This window comes from Caballeronia sp. GAFFF1 (assembly GCF_023630705.1).
GTDB lineage: Bacteria > Pseudomonadota > Gammaproteobacteria > Burkholderiales > Burkholderiaceae > Caballeronia.
In genome coordinates this window covers 1-18,482 of sequence record NZ_JALQEM010000014.1, presented here as the reverse complement: position 1 = coordinate 18,482, position 18,482 = coordinate 1, and the positions used below count along the sequence as shown (strand labels likewise).

General features: G+C 65.3%; 21 protein-coding genes. 10 read left to right on the top strand and 11 right to left on the bottom strand.

The genetic code is table 11. The features are described from left to right. Position 1: 1 nt before the first annotated feature. A complete protein-coding gene (locus tag NCR37_RS07060; RefSeq protein ID WP_250472376.1) occupies positions 2-1,171 on the bottom strand; it encodes a PRC-barrel domain-containing protein in 1,170 nt (389 codons plus the stop codon). Positions 1,172-1,262: 91 nt separating this feature from the next. Then, on the bottom strand, positions 1,263-1,835 hold the full coding sequence (locus NCR37_RS07055) for an ankyrin repeat domain-containing protein (RefSeq protein ID WP_250472375.1): 573 nt from the start codon (positions 1,833-1,835) through the stop codon (positions 1,263-1,265). A gap of 283 nt (positions 1,836-2,118) precedes the next feature. On the opposite strand from NCR37_RS07055, the gene NCR37_RS07050 reads away from it, so the two are divergent. The 3 genes from NCR37_RS07050 (at position 2,119) to NCR37_RS07040 (ending at position 4,408) form a co-directional block, all read left to right on the top strand. Next, entirely contained in the window at positions 2,119-2,751 is a 633-nt protein-coding gene (locus NCR37_RS07050) for a DUF938 domain-containing protein (protein ID WP_250472374.1), read from the top strand. A gap of 136 nt (positions 2,752-2,887) precedes the next feature. Further along, positions 2,888-4,045, top strand: coding sequence for a Rieske 2Fe-2S domain-containing protein (locus tag NCR37_RS07045; RefSeq protein ID WP_250472373.1), 1,158 nt, complete (start codon positions 2,888-2,890; stop codon positions 4,043-4,045). Positions 4,046-4,135: 90 nt separating this feature from the next. Further along, positions 4,136-4,408, top strand: coding sequence for a hypothetical protein (locus NCR37_RS07040; RefSeq protein ID WP_250472372.1), 273 nt, complete (start codon positions 4,136-4,138; stop codon positions 4,406-4,408). 169 nt (positions 4,409-4,577) lie between these two features. On the opposite strand, the gene NCR37_RS07035 is transcribed toward NCR37_RS07040, so the two are convergent. Next, positions 4,578-4,799, bottom strand: a complete 222-nt coding sequence (locus tag NCR37_RS07035) for a hypothetical protein (protein WP_250472371.1) — start codon at positions 4,797-4,799, stop codon at positions 4,578-4,580. 25 nt (positions 4,800-4,824) lie between these two features. Here NCR37_RS07035 and NCR37_RS07030 point away from each other — a divergent pair, with 25 nt between their 5' ends. Further along, on the top strand, positions 4,825-6,060 hold the full coding sequence (locus tag NCR37_RS07030) for a porin (protein ID WP_250472370.1): 1,236 nt from the start codon (positions 4,825-4,827) through the stop codon (positions 6,058-6,060). Between the two features lie 78 nt (positions 6,061-6,138). Here NCR37_RS07030 and NCR37_RS07025 read toward each other — a convergent pair whose 3' ends face one another. Beyond that, entirely contained in the window at positions 6,139-6,897 is a 759-nt protein-coding gene (locus NCR37_RS07025) for an SDR family NAD(P)-dependent oxidoreductase (RefSeq protein ID WP_250472419.1), read from the bottom strand. Between the two features lie 216 nt (positions 6,898-7,113). On the opposite strand from NCR37_RS07025, the gene NCR37_RS07020 reads away from it, so the two are divergent. Then, positions 7,114-7,524, top strand: coding sequence for a hypothetical protein (locus NCR37_RS07020; RefSeq protein WP_250472369.1), 411 nt, complete (start codon positions 7,114-7,116; stop codon positions 7,522-7,524). Between the two features lie 182 nt (positions 7,525-7,706). Here the strand turns inward: NCR37_RS07020 and NCR37_RS07015 are convergent, their stop codons facing one another. Beyond that, positions 7,707-8,750 (bottom strand): T6SS phospholipase effector Tle1-like catalytic domain-containing protein, encoded by a 1,044-nt coding sequence (locus NCR37_RS07015; RefSeq protein WP_250472368.1) that lies wholly within the window; start codon positions 8,748-8,750, stop codon positions 7,707-7,709. 179 nt (positions 8,751-8,929) lie between these two features. Between NCR37_RS07015 and NCR37_RS07010 the strand changes: the two genes are divergently transcribed. Both NCR37_RS07010 and NCR37_RS07005 read left to right on the top strand, forming a co-directional pair. Then, entirely contained in the window at positions 8,930-9,142 is a 213-nt protein-coding gene (locus NCR37_RS07010; RefSeq protein WP_250472367.1) for a hypothetical protein, read from the top strand. Positions 9,143-9,308: 166 nt separating this feature from the next. After that, the gene (locus NCR37_RS07005) at positions 9,309-10,400 is read left to right on the top strand and encodes a hypothetical protein (protein WP_250472366.1); all 1,092 of its coding nucleotides are present in this window, start codon (positions 9,309-9,311) and stop codon (positions 10,398-10,400) included. 521 nt (positions 10,401-10,921) lie between these two features. On the opposite strand, the gene NCR37_RS07000 is transcribed toward NCR37_RS07005, so the two are convergent. The 3 genes from NCR37_RS07000 to NCR37_RS06990 all read right to left on the bottom strand — a co-directional run bounded on the left by NCR37_RS07000 (position 10,922) and on the right by NCR37_RS06990 (position 13,885). Continuing rightward, positions 10,922-11,611, bottom strand: a complete 690-nt coding sequence (locus tag NCR37_RS07000; protein WP_250472365.1) for a class I SAM-dependent methyltransferase — start codon at positions 11,609-11,611, stop codon at positions 10,922-10,924. A 195-nt stretch (positions 11,612-11,806) separates the two neighbouring features. Next, a complete protein-coding gene (locus tag NCR37_RS06995) occupies positions 11,807-12,457 on the bottom strand; it encodes a hypothetical protein (RefSeq protein WP_250472364.1) in 651 nt (216 codons plus the stop codon). Between the two features lie 33 nt (positions 12,458-12,490). Further along, entirely contained in the window at positions 12,491-13,885 is a 1,395-nt protein-coding gene (locus tag NCR37_RS06990) for a selenium-binding family protein (protein ID WP_250472363.1), read from the bottom strand. A 152-nt stretch (positions 13,886-14,037) separates the two neighbouring features. Between NCR37_RS06990 and NCR37_RS06985 the strand changes: the two genes are divergently transcribed. Together NCR37_RS06985 and NCR37_RS06980 are read left to right on the top strand one after the other, a co-directional pair. After that, the gene (locus tag NCR37_RS06985; protein WP_250472362.1) at positions 14,038-14,865 is read left to right on the top strand and encodes an EamA family transporter; all 828 of its coding nucleotides are present in this window, start codon (positions 14,038-14,040) and stop codon (positions 14,863-14,865) included. Positions 14,866-14,937: 72 nt separating this feature from the next. Continuing rightward, entirely contained in the window at positions 14,938-15,096 is a 159-nt protein-coding gene (locus tag NCR37_RS06980) for a hypothetical protein (RefSeq protein WP_175940360.1), read from the top strand. Between the two features lie 63 nt (positions 15,097-15,159). Here NCR37_RS06980 and NCR37_RS06975 read toward each other — a convergent pair whose 3' ends face one another. Continuing rightward, the gene (locus NCR37_RS06975; RefSeq protein WP_250472361.1) at positions 15,160-15,477 is read right to left on the bottom strand and encodes a hypothetical protein; all 318 of its coding nucleotides are present in this window, start codon (positions 15,475-15,477) and stop codon (positions 15,160-15,162) included. Between the two features lie 165 nt (positions 15,478-15,642). Between NCR37_RS06975 and NCR37_RS06970 the strand changes: the two genes are divergently transcribed. Next, complete coding sequence (locus NCR37_RS06970; protein ID WP_250472360.1) at positions 15,643-16,554, top strand: recombination-associated protein RdgC; 912 nt, start codon at positions 15,643-15,645, stop codon at positions 16,552-16,554. Between the two features lie 39 nt (positions 16,555-16,593). On the opposite strand, the gene NCR37_RS06965 is transcribed toward NCR37_RS06970, so the two are convergent. Both NCR37_RS06965 and NCR37_RS06960 read right to left on the bottom strand, forming a co-directional pair. Further along, the gene (locus NCR37_RS06965) at positions 16,594-17,646 is read right to left on the bottom strand and encodes a GGDEF domain-containing protein (RefSeq protein WP_250472418.1); all 1,053 of its coding nucleotides are present in this window, start codon (positions 17,644-17,646) and stop codon (positions 16,594-16,596) included. 79 nt (positions 17,647-17,725) lie between these two features. Further along, on the bottom strand, positions 17,726-18,482 hold a 757-nt coding region (locus tag NCR37_RS06960), incomplete at its 5' end, for a hypothetical protein (RefSeq protein ID WP_250472359.1).

The following is an 18,482-nucleotide window of genomic DNA, read 5'->3' as shown; positions in this document are numbered from 1 at the left end:
GTTATCGGGCCGGGCGCGCGCCGGACGAGGGCGTTTGCGCCGCGACCGCGCCCGAGGCGGTCGTGCCGCCGGAGCTGGCCGAGCCTGCTCCGCTCGCCGCGCCGCTCGCCGCCGCCGACGAAGCCGGCGCGGGAACGACCGGTGACACGATCTTGATCGGCTGCTCGGGCGCGTAGGTGGGCGCGGCTTTCAGTTGCGCGTCGTTGAAATCCATCTGCAGCGCGAGTTGCTTGTTGCGCGAGACTACTTGTAGATCGCCCCAGTTCACCGCGACGTGGCGCTTTTCCGCGGCGAGCGAGCTCGACAGATCGACGACGAGCGCCTGCGGTTGCGCCTGCGAATCGACGAGCACGTCGACCACGCGGCCGATGCGCGCGCCGTTTTTCTGCGTCACCGTCGAATCGACGAGTTGCATGAAGTTCGACGGCGCCTCGCTGACGGGCTGCGGCTTCGGCACCGGGTCCGCCGCCGGCTTGCCCTTTGCGGGCGGCGGCGGTGGCAGGAAGGTGATCGGCGCGGTCTTCGAATTCGGCGTAAAGCGAAACGCCGTCCACGGGAAATTGACCTTGCGATCGCCGATGCCCATGAAGCCCGACAGGTTGACCATCAGCAACCTGGGTTTCGCCGACGGATCGACGTACAGATCGACCGCGCGGCCGACCACCTTGCCATCGGGACGCTGAACTTCGGCATCGAGCAGGCCGTGAAGCTGGTCGTGCTGCATGAGGCGCGTCGAGATGATCTGCGGCGGCGGCGGCGGCTCGGGCGGCTCGGGCGGCGGCGTCACGACCGGCTCCGGCGGCTTCGGTTTCACCACGCGGCGCTTCGGCTTGGGCGCGGGCGCCGGCTTCACGGCGGACGCGGGCTCCGGCACGGTGACGACCGGCGCCGGTTCTTCCGGCTCGTTGGTTTCGGTCTCGCTCGGCCCCGGAATGTACGAATGCTCGACGATGGGCGCGGGCGTCTGCTGCTGAAAGACCCCGCAGGCCGACAGGCTGCACGCGGCGAGCACGACAAGCACCGAGGATAGCCGCAGCGCGCGCATGCGTTGGACGAGGGCGCATACCAGGGCAAACAGCCGCGCCGCCGCGCGCCCGATCGAAAGAGCCGGCGCAAAGGCGGCCGCGCCGACCGACGACGCATCGCCCCGATGCGAGATACCGCCTGCCATCACAAACGCTCCATGTGTCCGGGCCGCCTTCCAGTTGTTGTTGGTATCGATGAACGCGCTGCGCGCTCGCGTCCTTGTTCCTTCGATGCGCTCATGCGCCGCGCGCCGCCGGGTCGTCCGCACCGTCCGCGTTCTTGGCGAGGCGCGCCGCCGTATCGGACGCGCCCATTCTCGCGGCGGCTTCCCGCGCGGACAAGCCGCCCTGATCGCGGGCGTCCGGATTCGCGCCGCGAGCGATCAGCAGATCCAGAATTTCGACGCGGTTGAACATGGCCGCGATCATCAGCGCGGTACGGCCATCGGGCGATGCGCCTTCGACGTCCGCGCCGTGATCGAGCAGCGTCTGCGCGACGTCCTTGAAGCCCTTGAACGCGGCGCCGGCAATCGGCGTCTGGCCGTTGTCGTTGCGCATGTCGGGATCGGCCTTGTGTTCGAGCAGCACGCGCACGGCATCGGCGTGGCCGTGATAGCTCGCGAGCATCACGAGGCTGTCGCCCTTGTCGTTGCGCAGGTTCGGCGGCAAGCCCTTCTGAAGCCAAACCTCGAGCAGGGCGGCATCGCCCCGGCGCGCAGCGTTGAAGACTTCGTTCGCAAACGCGATGGTCTCTTCGTCGGGGCCTTCGCGCTCCCGTCGTTCCGGGTTCTGATTGCTGTCCTGCTGCATGTTCGGCTCCGTGTCGGGCGCTCTGCGGCGCGCCGTTTCGTCGTAACGCGTTCGATGATGCGCGTGGACTTGCGCTGATTCATCGGGAGCATACACAGGTTGATGATGCTCCGCGCCTGAGTGCGTGCCTGCGGCGACGGTCGATGGAGAGCCCGGGCAGCAGGTTTTGCGCCAAGTCTTTCGCCGTTCGCGACGACTTGACGCCGCGGCGCGCGCGCCCTTAGTCTCGACGCAACCATTTGCAGCCATGTGCAACCCCTGGCCACCTGCGCGCTCACACTCGATGCAAGCCCCATCCAATACTCAAGCCAGCGTGCGCCGCCGCGCGCCCGCCGCCGAACGCAATCGCGATGCGATTCTAACGGTGCTCGCACGCGTGCTGCCGCCAGGCGGCACGGTTCTCGAAATCGCGAGCGGCACCGGCCAGCATGCGGTGCATTGCGCGGCCGCGCTGCCGAACATCGTCTGGCAACCGAGCGATCCCGACGCCGCCGCCCGCGATTCCATCGCCGCGTGGCGCACACATGCGGGCCTCTCCAACCTCGCCGCGCCGCTTGCCATCGACGTGACCGAGAGCGACTGGGGCATCGGCGACGTGGCGGCGATCGTTTGCATCAACATGATCCATATCGCGCCATGGCAAGCGGCCGAGGCGCTCTTTCGCGGCGCGGCCGAGCGGCTCGCTGCGGGCGGCGTACTGTACCTGTATGGGCCGTATCGGCGCAACGGGGCGCACACCGCGCCGAGCAACGAAGCATTCGATGTCCAGCTGCGCGCCACCGATCCGCGCTGGGGCGTGCGCGACATGGAAGCGGTCGAGGCGCTCGCGCACGACGCGGGATTCACGCTCGCCGAAGCCGTTCCGATGCCGGCGAACAACTTCAGTCTCGTATTCGTGAAAGACGCGAAGCCGTAAGCGCCGCCGCGTGCGGCTTTTCGCTTGCGCCGAAATGCGCGTCGCCGTGTAGACTGCGGAGGTCGTTCGTCGTGTCGTTTTTTGCGCCGCTCCGACGGCGCGTAACCCCGATCTCCCTCTACCGGAGGCGTTCTACATGCACGCAGCGTTGCCGCAAGGCGATGAGGATGGCGCTCTGACCGATACGCCGGGAAGCCCGCGCGACTTGCGCCGCACCGACATTCACCCCGATCACTGGTATCCGCTCGCGTGGTCCGGCGAAGTGAAGCGCGGCCGCGCGCACGCGGTCCGCTTTGCCGGCGACCCGATCGTGCTCGTGCGCACGGACTCGGGCCATGTGTTCGCGCTCGAAGACCGCTGCGCGCATCGGCAAGTGCCGCTCTCCGCGGGCGTGGTCGACGGCGAGTCCATTCGCTGCTGCTATCACGGCTGGACCTACGACTGCACCGGCCGCTGCACCGACATTCCCTATCTCGGCCGCGAGCGTCTGCCCAACGGCGTGCGCGCGTATCCGTGCCGCGAGGAAGCGGGGCTCGTCTTCGTCTTCACGGGCGACCCGCAGCGTGCCGCCGCCGTGAAGTTTCCTTCGCTCGTGAGCGCGACCGACAAGGCCTACAAGACGCGTCGCTTCGGCCGCGAAGTGAAGTGCCATTACACGTTCATGCACGAGAACCTGATGGACATGAACCATCAGTTTTTGCATCGCCGGCAGATGGGGAGCATGCGGGCGCGCTCGCTCGGGCGTCGCCGGGGCGAGGACTGGATCGAAGTGGACTACACCTTCGCGCGCGAAGCGGGCAAGCAGCCGATCGGCGAGGCGCTCGTGTTCGGGCAGAAGCGCGGCGAGAAGCCGGACGCGTCGCAGAAGGACGTCATGACGATCCGCACGGACTACCCGTACCAGACGCTCAAAATCCGCACGAAAGACGACACCATGGTGATGGACCTATGGATCGCCTACGTGCCGCTCGACGCCGAGCAGCGCACCAACCGCACCTTCGGCCTGTTGTCGATTCGCCGCCCGAAGATTTCCAGCCTGCTCGACGTCGCATGGCCGCTGCTCGTGTGGTTCACCGAGCGCATTTTCAAGGAAGACCGGTGGATCGTCGAGCGCGAGCAGGAAGCGCACGACCGGCAGGGCGCGGACCACAATCACGAAGTCTTTCCGGTCATCAACGAACTGCGCGCGCTTTTGATGGAGCACGGTGTGCCGCACGGTGCAGCCGGCGCGCATCCGGGCGACGGCCGGCGCGTGCATCGCATCGTGCCCGTGCAGGAAGTGCCCGCACCGTGAGCGCGACACTGCGGCGCGGCGTGCCCGGATTGCGGCCGTCGCGCGGCGGCGTTATACAGGAAGCGTGCACAGCTACGAAGGCAGACCATCATGAACGACGACCCGACCGATCCGCGCCCGCTTTCCCCGAACGTCGACGAAGCGCATCCGAATGTCGAGCATTTCGATGCGGCCATCACGCACGTCGGTGAATCCGTCGCCGCCGGACGAATGGCCGCAGGCGCGGCGAAGGGCATCTTGTACAGCCTGATCGAGACGCTCGGCACGCTCGTCGGCGACCCGGATCTGCCTTCGCACGCCCGCTCGGGCTATGAAGGGCTGCTGGAGACCGCTCGCGAACTGCGCGCGAAGATCGAGCAGTAGGGTTCTTGCGTCGCGCTTTACGGCCGGAGCGCACGGGAGCGGGCTGCTCGCCCGTGTACATTTGCTTGCGACTCGCTGTCGCGCTTGTCCATTGTTTCTCTTTCTTCTTGGCGAGTGCCGAGCCCGTTAACCGCCCGGCAACCCGCCGCGCGGCTTGCCGGCCGGCGCATCAGCGCCGGTCATGCGTTGGTTTTCTGTCACTTTCGTGCCCGGTTGCCAAATATTTGCGCGCTAGCAAATACTGGTTAACCACACGGTGAAAAAAAAAGACACCAGTACGCGCGATTCTTTCGAATTCCATCCGCAAGCCATACACTTGCCAGCGATAAAAGTTGCGCTCGCGGCGCGATAGCGCGCCGGTTTCGGCGTCGACGACGAAGAATCCGCTCATACCGCACAAAGCAAGAGGAGAAAAAATGAAGGGCTTGAAACTGACTAAGGCCGCTGTCATCGCAGCGACCGCGTTCGCAGCCGCTGCGCCGGCGTTCGCGCAAAGCAGCGTGACGCTGTACGGTATCGTCGACGATTCGATCGTCTATCAGAACAGCCAGACGAATCTGGCGAAGACCCAGCCCGGCCGTTCTAACGTCAAGCTCGCCTCGGGCATCTGGGCGGGCAGCCGCTTCGGCCTGAAGGGCGCGGAAGACCTCGGCGGCGGCAACAAGGCCATTTTCCAGTTGGAGTCGGGCTTCAACATCAACAACGGCGCGCAGCAATACGCCAACGCGATGTTCGGCCGCCAGGCATGGGTCGGTCTCACGAATGCGAACTTCGGTACGCTGACCGTGGGTCGCCAGTACACGTCCTACTACACGCTGATGTCGCCGTATAGCCCGACCAACTGGCTGACCGGCTATTTCGGCGCGCACCCGGGCGATCTGGACGAACTCGATACGATCTACCGCGCGAACAACTCGGTCGTGTACACGTCTCCGAAGCTGTATGGCTTCACGGTCAGCGGGTCGTACTCGTTCGCAGGCGTGCCCGACAGCGTGTATCAGGGTTCGACGTGGTCGGCCGCGATCCAGTATCAGCAAGGCCCGATCGGCGGCACGGTGGCCTTCACGCGCATCAACAACTCAACCGTCGGCGGCGGCGTTTACGGCGATGCATCGACGACTAACACCGCAGGTCAGTCGGGCGTGTCGGCCGTGACCAACGGCTACCAGGGCGCGCAAGCCCAGAACCGCTTCGCGGTGGGCCTTGGCTACACGTTCAACAGCGCGTGGGACATCACCGCGACGTACACCAACGTTCAGTACATTCCGGGCATCAACTCGAAGTTCACCGACGAAGCCGTCTTCAATACGGCCGGCACGGTGCTGCACTGGAAGGCGACGTCGGCATGGGACTTCGCGGCAGGCTACAGCTACACGTGGGCCAGCAAGGCGAACGGCATTTCGGATGCCGCGTCCTACCACCAGTTCAACCTGTCCCAGTACTACTCGCTGTCGAAGCGCACCGGCCTGTACGCACTGGAAGCGTTCCAGCGCGCCAACGGTCGTACGCTCGCACAGCCGACGTTCTCGCCGACCGGCGCGGTAAATGCACAGACGGCCGCGAACGCGACCATCGGCGACGGCTTCAACACGGCTCCGTCGGCGTCGCGCAGCATGTTTGCAGCAGGCGTGGGCATCATCCACCGCTTCTAAGCCGCACCTGCTTCACAGCAAACCGGACGCCTCGGCGTCCGGTTTTTTTTCGCCGCGAAATCGCACGAACGCTTTCCGTCAGATGAACATCCCGCCCGACACCTCGACGCGCTGCGCCGTCATCCAGCGGTTGCCGTCTGAGAGCATGGCGGCGATGGCGCCGCCTATGTCGTCCGGCAGGCCCACGCGACCGAGCGCCGTGTTCTGCGCTACGAATTCGTTCACTCCCTGATCGTCGCGCACGACGCCGCCGCCGAAATCCGTTTCGATCGCGCCGGGGGCGATGACATTGACCGTGATGCCGTGCGGTCCCAACTCCTTCGCGAGATAACGCGTCAGCACTTCGACGCCGCCTTTCATCGCCGCATACGCCGCGTAGCCCGGCAGCGCGAAGCGCGTCAGTCCGCTCGATACGTTCACGATGCTGCCTTCCTCGTGCAGAAACGGTAGCAGCGCCTGCGTCAGAAAGAAGGGCCCCTTCAGGTGTATGTTCACGAGCTGGTCGAACTGCTCGGGCGTCGTGTCGGCGAAAGCCGCGTGTATGCCGATTCCCGCGTTGTTCACGAGGAAATCGAAGTTCGTGCGTTCGAACGATTGTTCGAGCGCCTTGCATACTTCATCCGCGAAGGCGCCGAAGGTTTCGCTGCGGGAGACGTCGAGCTCCAGCATCGCGCACTTGCAGCCGAATTCTTCGATCTCGCCGGCCACGGCTTCGGCCGCGGCCGCGTCGCTGTGCCACGTACCGATGATGCCCACGCCCTGTTGCGCGAGCTTGAGTGCCGCGCTGCGCCCGAGCCCGCGGCCCGCTCCCGTGATGACTGCCACTTTCGCGCTCATGGTTCCGTCCACTGGCTGCTCCTTTGGGTTCGTCCTGCGACTTGCGTTCCGCGAGTCGTATTTCGCGTGTTGCATCGGGTGACTACAGCACTTTAGGACGACGCGGTCCGCAATGGAAACGTTGCGCGACGTTGCGCCACTTCGCGTGGGACGGCGCGCGTCGGGCGCATGGCTTGCTTCCAGAGAACGACCTTAAGCATCCGAGGAGAAGCAGCGATGACAGCGCAAACGAATTCGAATGCAAAAGACCAGACCGGCTCGACGTCGGGCTCGGGCGACCCGGTCGGACTCGAGCGGCCTTTTCGCCTGTTCGCCGTGGAGCAGCGCGTGCTGGCGCAGAACATCGATGGCAAGGTGATCGACATCGGCGCGATGGAATCGAAGGGCGGCGAATACTGCGCGCGCCTGGACGTGGACGACATCGCGGTCGAACCGAAGCGCAGCCCCGAGCTTGCGCTGAAGGCGCTGGTCGACAAGCTGACGTTCGATTATCTCGACGGCCTTTTCACGAGCGAAGGCGAAGCCGAGGTGGCCGGCCGCTTGCAGGATTTCCCTAGCGTCGAGTTCGAACTGGAAGAACCGCTGCCGCGCGATATGGTGGATAGAACGCCGCCGCAGCTCTTCTAAAAGAGCGCTCGGTGTTCCGACCAGTGTCGAAAGCGCATACAGAATACCGGACGGTCGGAGCTAGTTCGCAAGGCCAAGGCCGACCGGCTCTTGAGCGCGTCCGCCGACGCGCGGCTCCTTGTAGCGGACTTCCTTTAGGGCAACCCCATCTTATGAATTCTGTAGGCAGATGGGTCTGTTTCTTATGTTCCGACCGGGAGCGCGCGCAACTGGTCACGCAGGGCAGGGAACGCATCCAAAAAGCCGGGTGCGCCGAGCCGGTTTGCAAGGCTGCGGTCCACCGTCTCGTTGAGCGCGGATCCGGCGACGCGCGGCTCTTTCTTGCAGACGTCTTCGAGCAAGGGATTCATCTTCGTGAATTCTGAATACGAGTCGATCGGTTCGCAGCAGTACGCCTCCTTCGGAATCTCGATCGGCTTATCGAACGTAAGGCCGTGCAATTGCCCCTTCTGCCGTAGCCATTCCGCCGGAATCAGCGGCAGCAGGTCGGCGGGATCGCGCGGCGGGCTCAGATAGCCGCCGCCCACGTTGGCGTGGGCGCCCGCGAACCATCGCTGTTCGAGCGGCAACGCCCCGCGGTCCTCGGTGCCCTTCGTCCAGAGCGTAGGCTTGTAGAGCGAACGGAACTCGTTCGCCGCTATCGCGTGGTACGCCGCGCGCGTGGTGTTGGCGAGCGTGGTGTCGTGGAAGTTGTAGTAGCTGGAAAAGCCCGGCACCGGCAGCCCGCCGATCGGAATACCCAATTCGCCGACGGTATCCCACACGCCGATGAACGCGACGTCCACCTCGCGCGCGAACTGCTTCCGGTACGCCTGCACCGAGTCGTCGGATGGCCCTACGCCCTGATCGCGATAGATGCCGTACGCCTGATCGATGGATTCATCGCTCCAGTCGTTCGATAGACCGCATTTGCGGATGAGGCCGGCCAGACTGCGCGCGGAGTAGGCGCCGCGCGAGAAGCCGAAGATATAGATCGATGCATCGGGCTTGTACCGCTGGCACAGCCACGCGTAGCCGCTTTTGATGTTCGCGGAGAGGCCGTCACCGAACGCGCCGCCGAGAAACTTGTTCGCCAGCGCGAATAGGCCGTTGCCCTGCGTGCCGACGCCCGGCACGTACAGCGTCTCCTGATCGTCCGTCTCGGGCGCGAGCTTGTAAAGCAGGTAGGCGTTGGTGCGGTCGTTCGGCTCGTTCCAGGTGCCGTCGAAGAAAATGGCGAGTCTCATGGCGGGCGTCTCCTGAACGTAGCCTTTCAGCTAACAGATAGGAGATGGCCGCGCCGCCCGCAAGGCCGCCTTTGCATGCAACATGCAGACGGCGCGGCGACGCTGTATTTTGGCGGATACGGGAGAGGCTCGCGATCGAGCATCGACTCACGCATCCCGTCTTCCTGCGGAGGTAAATCATGAATACCAAACGCCTAAAGGCTGTCGCCCTGATCGCGGGCGCCATGCTCGCGAGCGAAACGGCGCATGCACGCGACGATGGCCCGCGTTTCGCGCAGGACCGTCTCGATGCACTCGTCGCTCAACATGCGGAGGCGAGTCGGCACATATCGCATGGGCGTGGACAGGCAACGCCGCCCGAGCGCCGCGACGCACCCAAAGACGCGTCCTAGAAAGTAGTTGCGTGGCTAGCTAGTCCCGTTGCTTCGCCCGACGCAACGGGCGGCAAAGCTGTGCGTGCGCGTCCAACGTTGAAAATGGTATGAGAATTGCTTTCGGCCCCGAGGCTCCGCGGCCACTGCGCCGACGATCCTTCTCGCTGACCTCACTCAAGGCCATATGAACCGGACGACACCGACCCAGAAATCAACGAAAGCCCTATCCATCGCTCTGCTCAGCGCGACCTTCCTCGCGGCGGGCTGTTCGGGCATCGGCCCCACACGGCTCAAGGCCGACCAGGTGGATTACGCCCGCGCGCTCGGCGACGCGCAGAAGCGCGAAATTCTCGCGGCCATCGTCGGACTGCGGTTCGCCGATGCGCCGTCGTTTCTCACGGTGAGCAGCATCATCGCCGCCTATACGTTCGATGCAACGGGCGGCGCAATTTTGAATGCAGGTTCCGGCGCGCAGCCGAATTACGCACAAGCGTCGGGCAGCGTCTCGTATTCGAATCACCCGACGTTCACCTTCACTCCGACCACCGGCGACGCGTACGCCAGCGCGTACATTCGCCCGCTGTCGCCGACGCTCGTGTTGCCGCTCGCGGAAAGCGGCATTCCGGTCGACTTGTTGCTGCGCATCACCGCGCAGTCCATCGCGGGCCTGCAGAACGGCAATGCGCTCGGCGGTCCCAACGCGTCGGGCGCGCCGGATTTCTTCCTGTTGCTTCAGGCGCTGCGCCGTTTGCAACTTGCCGGCGAACTCAATGTGGAAACGCGCGACCAGGATCATCAGCCGCGCATTTTCATGACGCTCGGCGCGACGCGCAGCGGCGCGAACAAGCAGACCACCGACGACCTCGCGCTCGTGCGCAGGCTCCTGCATCTTTCGCCGAAGATGAAGACCTACGAGATCGTGTACGGACAGTCGGCGGATCATGATCGCATTCCGATGGTCACGCGCTCGGTGCTCGGCATTCTCACGGATCTCGGCGCGCAGATTCCGGTGCCTGATTCGCAGGTGGGCAGCGGGGCGACGAAGCCGACGATCGGGCTGATCGGCGGCGAAACGCGTCCGACGATCGTCGTGAAGGTCGGCGAGAAAGCGCCGCCGGACGCCTACGTGAGCGTGCTCTACGACAAGTCGAACTACTGGATAGACCGCGCCGACTTCGATTCGAAGTACGCATTCACCGTGGTGCAGAACCTGATGGCGCTCGGCGAGGTGACGGATACGGCCAAGGCGCCGGTCGTTACGATTCCGGCCAACTGACGCGCGGCATTTTGCATGCGGCGTGATGCATGCAGAATGCCAGCCGCAGCCTGTCCGCATGCGCTGACGCTCGCCTTCAGCGCCGCGACGCGCGGCTCGAAGCGTCGCTTCCTCGAAGCCGCCGGGAACAGGAAAGCGGGCGCGAGCCGACAAGCTTCGCGACGCGCGTTGCCCGCAAACCTTAACCCCGCCCGCCCGCACGCCAGGCATTTTGCATGCAGCGTCTTGCACGCAGGATGCCGCCGCCCGTTCTCGCGCATCGGACGCAAGCGTTACCAGAAGCAGCGACGTGCGCTTGCATGCGTGGCTTACTGAAAGAGCCGTCAGCAGGAATGGGCAGGCGCGCACAGAAGGTCCTCGACGGGTGTTCCCCGCCAACTCGAACCTCCGGAACGCGCGCGGCAACGCCTGCCATCGCATCTTTAGGTACTACGCTTAATGTGAGTGACTCCCATCCACGACCGACGTACACCTTCCTCAAGAGCCCGGTCGGCGGCCCGAACGAACGCGACCAGCAACCCTCATTCGCGCCCACGCGTCCTGCAAATCATGAAGTACTGCGAACTGATCCACCACGGCGCGTGCGGCACCGGACTGGTATGCACTGCATCGACAACGAAGCGCTCGCTCACGAGCTTGCGAAGTTCGCGAAAATCGAAGCCCTTGTGCGTCGTGCGCGGGTTCGGCGGCCGGCTTACGCGCATGCCGATCATCGCCTTAAGCAATTCCGCGGGCGTGTATTCCGACTTCAGCGTGCGGCTGCGGATCATCCAGTTCGACACTTTCGGCGCGATCGCGAGTCCGTACATGATCGGTACTGAAATGACGAGCGCGCCGTCCGGCTTCAGGATTCGCGCAGCGTCATCGAGCAGCGCGTCCACTTCGCGGGCATAAAGATGCTCGCAGACCTCGAAAGCCGTCAGCACGTCCACGCTACGCGATGCAACCGTGTCCAGCGACTCCGCATACTTCACTTCGGCGAAGGCGGGCGCCATGAACTTGTCATGGCCGATCAGCGTGATGTCACGCCGCGACTCGCCGAGCGTATGCAGGAAAAGGCCCGGTCCCGCGCCGAAGTCCACCACGGTTCCGCGTGCGGGGCATAGACCGGTGACGAGTTCGGTCGCCATGGTCATGCGCGTGCGATGGGCGAAGCGCGCGAGCGGATTGATCGAGTTGACGGTTTGTTCTTCGTACGAGATTTCGCGCATGACAGAGTCCCCGTTGTTATGACTTTTATCGGACCGGCCGGGTCCGTATTTCGGCGCAGCAAAGCGTTTTTATTTGTCGTTTCCGGCGATATTGCCGGGACCCGCGGCCCGGTGCAATCGGCGGCGGTAGGCGTTAGACGCCGAACTTCTGCCGCCGCCCGCCATCGCGGTGCGCAACGAAAAGCGGCATCCACGCTACACCCAGAGCCAGATGCCGCATGCGATGAGCGCCACACTCCAGAGCCAATCGAGGTTGACCCAGCCCGTGCGCAGGAACGCGAGGCCGGTGCGCTCATGCAGCGACATGGCGGCCAGCGCGATGACCGCGATCACAGCGAGCATCGCCACCGTATGCACCGACAGCGCGAGCGCGCCGGCCTCGAACGCGGCTGCCGATGACGCGCCCGCCGCGCCCGCGCTTGCACCCGCGCCCCCGCACAGCGGCAGCAGGGCGGGCACCAGCATCAAGCCCGCGCCGTGCGCGCTGGACATCACGAATGACCATAGCGCGAGACCCGCGAGGCCGGTCCGCATGCCCACCGTCGGCCGTCCGCGATGTCCGCGCCACGCACGCCATACGCCCCAGCCGATCAGACACACGCCGCAGCCGCGCACAAGCGTCTCATGGCCGACCACCGAGCCGAGCGTCAGCACGCCCGCGAGCACCAGCGCCACCGACGCCGCATGTCCGAGCGCAATCGGTACGAGCGACACCAGCACCACGCGCCTGCTATGCGCATAGAGACCGAGTGCCAGCGCGAACAGCCAGCCCATCGCGGGATTCACGCCATGAAACGCGCCGAGGCCCGCCGCCGTGAGCCAGAGCGAGGGCGGAGCGGCATTCATGAGAAGGCGTCTTGCGCGAGCATCATGGATGACTCACGGATAACAATAGGAGTCCGAAGAACAATCGCCGCCTTGCAGGCGGATTTGATGCGGGCGATGTCCCTTCGGCCAGTCGATGAAGAACTTCTCGTCGATGGAAAGGCCGCCGTTCGGATCGGCGTCGAGCTTGACCATCCATCCGTCGATGCCTTCGGGATAGAACTGCGCATCCACTGCGCCGTAGAGCGAGTTGGTGAAGTACACGCGTCGTCCGTCGCGGCTGACTTCGACCATCTGCGGCCCGCCGTTGAGCGAACCGTTCTTCGCGCCCGCATGCGTCGCGCGCGCGACCACGCCGCCAATGCGGACCTTGCCCGTGAGTTTCGGCGCGAAGGGGTCCGAGACATCGTATTGCAGCATGTCGCCCGTGCCCCAGCATGACACGTAGAGGAAACGGTCATCCATCGAGAGATCGATATCGGACACGAGCGGCGGCACCGCGCCGAAGCCCTGCAAGAGCGGGGGCAGCACCGAGGCATCGGCGGGCTCGGCCGGAATGTCGATCACTTTCTTCACGGCCCATTTGTCCTTGTCGCGATACCACGTCCAGATCGACGAAGAGAGGTCCTTCAGGCTGATGACGCAATTGACGAAGCCATACGCCTTGGTCGGATCGTGGGCGGGGCGCAGTTCGAAGACGAGTTGGTACTCGTCGCCGAAATCGATTTCCTGAACATGCTTTCGCTTCGTGAAGTCCCAGAAATGCAGCTTGCGCCCGTACTTCGCGCCGAGCAGCAGTTCGGGCACGAGGCCCTCTTCGAAGGTGTCGGGCGTGCCCCATTCGCTCGTCACCATCGTGTCATAGCCGAGATGCCACCAGCCGTCGTAGGCCAGTTGCTGCGGTCCGCGATCCACTTCCCAGCGGCCCAGCGGATCGAAGCTCTGTTGATCGAGCAGCAGCACGCCGCCGGGCGCCTTGCCTTCGGCGTTGCCGAGCGCGGTGACATAGATGCCGCCCGGTCCGCAATGCACCGTGTGTGGACGCGTATAGCCGGTTTTTTCGGCCAGCTCTTCAGGCTCGATCGTCTTGACGATGACCGGGTTCTTCGGGTCAGGCTTCGTATCGACGATATGAATCCGCGACGAACGCAGTCCCGGCACGACGAGATAACGCCGCTCCATATGCGGATGCGGCGCGTTCGGGCACAGACACGACGAGCACGCGTTCCAGCCGAAGTGATGCAGTTCGTCGCCGGCGTCGGGCATCGTCAGTTCGCCGACGATCTGCGCATAGCTCGATGAATCCGGGTCCACATCAACGACGGCGAGCTTGTCCGGGCTCTTGCGCTCGGGATCGAACGTCGCGACGTAGGCAAGCGTTTCGCGGGGCGCCTTCGCAGCGAGACGCGGGGAAGGGTAGAAGCTCGGGTCGGGTTTCCATGTCGCCATGTCGTGTCTCCCTCATGCGGTCCTCTGCACTATAGGACATGGTTGCAGCGCATGCGGCGGCTCGCATATAAGGGATTGCGCAATACAAAGCTGTCGCGCCGCAATCACGGGTGGCTTAGACTGGGGACTTCTCAAAGAGGACGGTTCGACGGATGTTCAGCTACGTAGGCGGCTGCGTGCTCTTCGCCGCACTTTTACACGCGACCTGGAACGCGATGCTGCACGGCAACGCGGACCGCTTCCTCTCCATGACGTGGATGAGCCTTTGCATCGGCATCGTGTCCGTGGTGGCCATTCCTTTTCTGCCGCTGCCCGCGAGCGGCGCATGGCCGTGCATCGTGGCGTCGGGGCTCGTGCATATCGGCTACAACATGGCGCTCGTGCGTGCCTATCAGGGCGGCGACCTCGGCGCGACGTATCCCATCGCGCGCGGTTCTTCGCCGATGCTCGTCGCACTCGGCGCGGCATTCTTCGCGCGCGAGCATCCGGGCGCGCTCCCCGTGGTGGGCATCGTGCTGGTATCGGCGGGCATTGTGTGGCTCGCGTTGCAGCGCGGCAATCTGTCAGGAAAGGGCGCGTTGGCCGCGTTCGTCACGGGCGCGACCATTGCCGTCTATACCGTGATCGACGGCATCGGCGTGCGGGCTTCGGGGCACGCGCTCTCCTATACGGCGTGGATGTTCGCGTTCTATCTGCTGATGCTGCCGCTTTTCATCGCGCTGCGAGGGCGGCATGCGTTGCGCGCGCCCGCTGCCGCCGTCGCGCAAAACGTGACAGGCGGGCTCGTGTCGGTGGCCGCATACGGCATCGTCATCTGGGCGATGCAGTTCGGCGCGATGGGTGCCGTCTCCGCTCTGCGCGAAACGAGCGTCGTGTTCGCGGCGCTCATCGGGCGCATCTTCCTCGGCGAGCAACTGACCGCGCGACGCCTGCTGGCCTGTTGCGTGATCGCGGCAGGCGCCGTGTGCATCGGCGCGTGAGATTCGCGTGTCTCGCGGCGACGCGAGCACCTACAATGAAAGCGTTGCCCCTCGAGTCCGAAGGAGGTTGCGATGACCGAGCCGATGATCAGCTTGATGGTGGGAGTCGTCGTGGTGCTATGCGCCATCGTGATTCTCGTGATGCATCACAAGCATCCGAACATTCATCCGCCGAAAGCACGCTGGCTGGACACGCATCCGCCGCGAGACTGGACGCATCGCAGGCACTGAACGAGCGTGCGGACGCAAACGGCGCCGGTTCACGCCGGCGCTTCTTGGGTGAACGCATGCACATCAACGCCGCGCGCCTTTCATCGCTTCGGCTTCCATTGCCGCGTGCCATTCCTCGCTGCTTTCGATCGGGTCCATGGCATCGTCGATGAAAGCCGAGGCGCGTTCGGCCACCGCGCGCGCGTCGTCGTCCGCGACTTCATCCATCGCGCTTTCTTCGTCGGGCGGCTCCAGCATGTCGCGCAGCATCGCGCGCAATTCGGGCGTATTCCACGGCTCGCCGCGCTGCTTCTTCTTTTTGATGTAGTGCCTGACTTCAGCATCCTGCTCAGGCGTGAGCGGTAGCCCGCGGAACGTGCGGTTCGCGTCTAGATCGATCATTCCAACCTCCTCGCCCGATGCACGCGTGCGATCGGGCGCCCTCAGTGTAGTCCCGTTTTTGCCGATGGATGCGCCGCATGGCCTCGATAAAGCCGGCGTCTCGCGTCACGCCGCATGCGTCGTATAGAATGGCCCGCTTTTCCGAACAACATCGAAAGCGCCGCCATGTGGTTCAAGAATCTTCAGCTTCACCGTCTTCCCGTTCACTGGACCGTCACGCCCGATCAGATGCAGCAGTGGCTCGCGCCGCTTGCGTTCAGCGATGCATCGAGCATCGAAAACGAGCGGCGCGGCTGGGTCTCGCCGCGCGGCGACGATGCGCTCGTCTACACCGTCAATCGCCAGATGCTGCTCACGTACCGCGCGGAGAAGAAGCTCTTGCCCGCATCGGTGGTCACGCAGTTCACGAAGGAACGCGCGCTGGAACTCGAAGAGCAGCAGGGCTTCAAGCCGGGCCGCAAGCAGATGCGCGAACTGAAGGAGCAGGTGACCAATGAACTGCTGCCGCGCGCGTTCAGCATTCGCCGCGATACGCGCGTGTGGATCGATCCGGTGCACGGCTGGCTCGCCATCGACGCGGCATCGGCCACGCTCGCCGACGACATCATCGGCTTGCTGGTGAAGTCGGTCACGGACTTGCCGCTCGCCAGCGTGCGGGTTGCGCGCTCGGCCGTGTCGGCGATGACCGAATGGCTGCTGACGGGCGACGCGCCGGCGGGCTTCACGCTCGATCGCGATACCGAGCTGCGTTCGGCGGGCGAGGGCAATGCGACCGTGCGCTACGTCGGTCACGCGCTGGAGGCGGAGGACATGCGCCGCCATATCGAAGCCGGCAAGCAGTGCATGCGTCTTGCGATGACCTGGGACGACCGCGTGTCGTTCGTGCTCACGCCGTCGCTCACGCTCAAGCGCGTGAGCCCGCTCGACGTCATCAAGGAAGCAGCCGATCCCACCGCCGCGAACGACGACGAGCGCTTCGAATCGGATTTCCTGCTGATGACAGGCGAACTCGCGCGCCTTTTCGCGGCGCTGACCGAAGCGCTCGGCGGCGAAGAAGATTTGCGCGCAGCGGCGTGACTGACGCAGCCACTCGCACAGCAACCCGCAGAAGCGCAGTTAAGCGGCCGCCGACGCGAACGCGTAGCCGTTCTTGCCGTTGCGCTTGACGGCGTACATGGTTTCGTCGGCGGCGGCGACGAGCCGCCAGTAATCGGTCACGCGATCCGGGAAGCTCGCGATGCCGATGCTCGCGCGCACGAGCGACAAGCCCATGCGCGTGTCCGTCTCCGCGACGCAGTGGATGATGCGTTGCGCAATGGCCGCCAGCTCCAGATCGCTCGAAAACTCCCTGACCAACACCGCGAATTCGTCGCCGCCGATGCGCGCGACGATATCGCTGTTGCGCACGGTCTGCCGGAAACGGCGCGACACCGCGATGAGGAATTCATCGCCGATGCGGTGGCCGAGTGTGTCGTTGACGCGCTTGAAACCGTCGAGGTCGATATACAGCACGGCAATGCGCTTCGCTTGCGAACCGTCGGCGAGCGCTTCCGCCGACTCCTCCAGCGCCGCGAAGAGCTTGCGGCGATTGGGCAGATCGGTCATCGCGTCGTGCAGCGACGCATGCTCGAATTCGCTGGAGATGCCGACGAGCTGCCGATTGCGTTTTGCATACATGCCGAGCGCCGTGATGAGCACGCCGAACACGACCGCCGATAACGCAATCAACGTGTGCGAGACGCTCACGATGCGCGCGCGCACGTCGCTGCTCGCGCGATCGCGTTGATCGCGCCAGTAGGCGTCGGCGGAATCGAGCGCGGCGCTCGCCTCGTTGAAGTCCGCCGCCGCCGATAGCGCGGAGGGCGGCAACGCGGGCGCGGGCGTGGGACTCGACGCGATGAGCGCGTGCAGGCTCGCGAGCCGCGCCGCCCACTCGATGCGCGCCTCGCGGTATGCGGCGCGATGCTGCGCGTCGGTGGCGGAAGCGTCCTTCAGCGCGATTGCGGAAGCGCGCGCCGCGTCCGCGCGCTCGACGGCCTGGAGCACGAGCCCGACGTATTCCTGCTCGAGTTGCGCGGAGAAAATCCCGCGCACCTGATACGCGAGAAACAGCAGGCCGATCAGAAGACACAGCAGCGCGGCGGCGGCCATCGGCGCCGGGCCGGGCATGCGCAGCCGCTCCGCCTGCGCGCGGGCCTCGCCGAGCACGCGTGCGGCGCGCGCCGCGAGCGCGTGCGTCGCGCCGTTCTCACGGACGGGAATATTCCTCTCGCTGGCCGGATGTGGCATTGCGTCGATAGCTCACTCGATGAAAGAACGCGTTCACGCGGGCAAAGAGTCCGGGTTCGGCCTTGGCGCGCGACGCTCGATGCCGGGCCTCCTTCGCCTGCGCCGTGCGTACCGGCTGGCCGCTTGCGCCGCGATTCGGGCGATTTGCCGCGACCGTCTGCGACGCCGGACTGGCCGCCGTTCGAGATTGCGACGCCGCATCTTGCGATGTGCCGGCGACGGTCGCGGCCGTTGTCATCGGCGCAATCGCGACAGGCCCGAGGCTCGTGGTGCCGGATGTGTCGGCGGGCGGGTTGTCGGCGAGCGCCGTGGTGTCCGCGTGCGCCGCGACGAGGCTCGTGGTGGGCGGCGGTGCCTGCACGACGCCCGACGACAGCGTTTGCGAAGGCGGGCCCGCGGCGATTACCGGCTGGTCGATGCCGAGCGTGCGGCGCGCGCTCGCCATCGCTTCGGTATAGACGCGCTGGTCGTGGTTGAACCACATGCTGTAGGCGACCGTGCCGAGCACGCCGATGCCGAGCGCGCTCGCCGACGCCATCCAGAGCGCGAGCCGCCCGAAGCGCAGCGGCGCGCGCGGCGCGTCGAGATCGTCGTCGAAGTCGAGCGCGGTCTCGGACGCGGCAAGCGGTACGGAAGGATCGTGGGGGGGGGGGGGGGGGGGGGGGGGGGGGGGGGGGGGGGGGGGGGGGGGGGGGGGGGGGGGGGGGGGGGGGGGG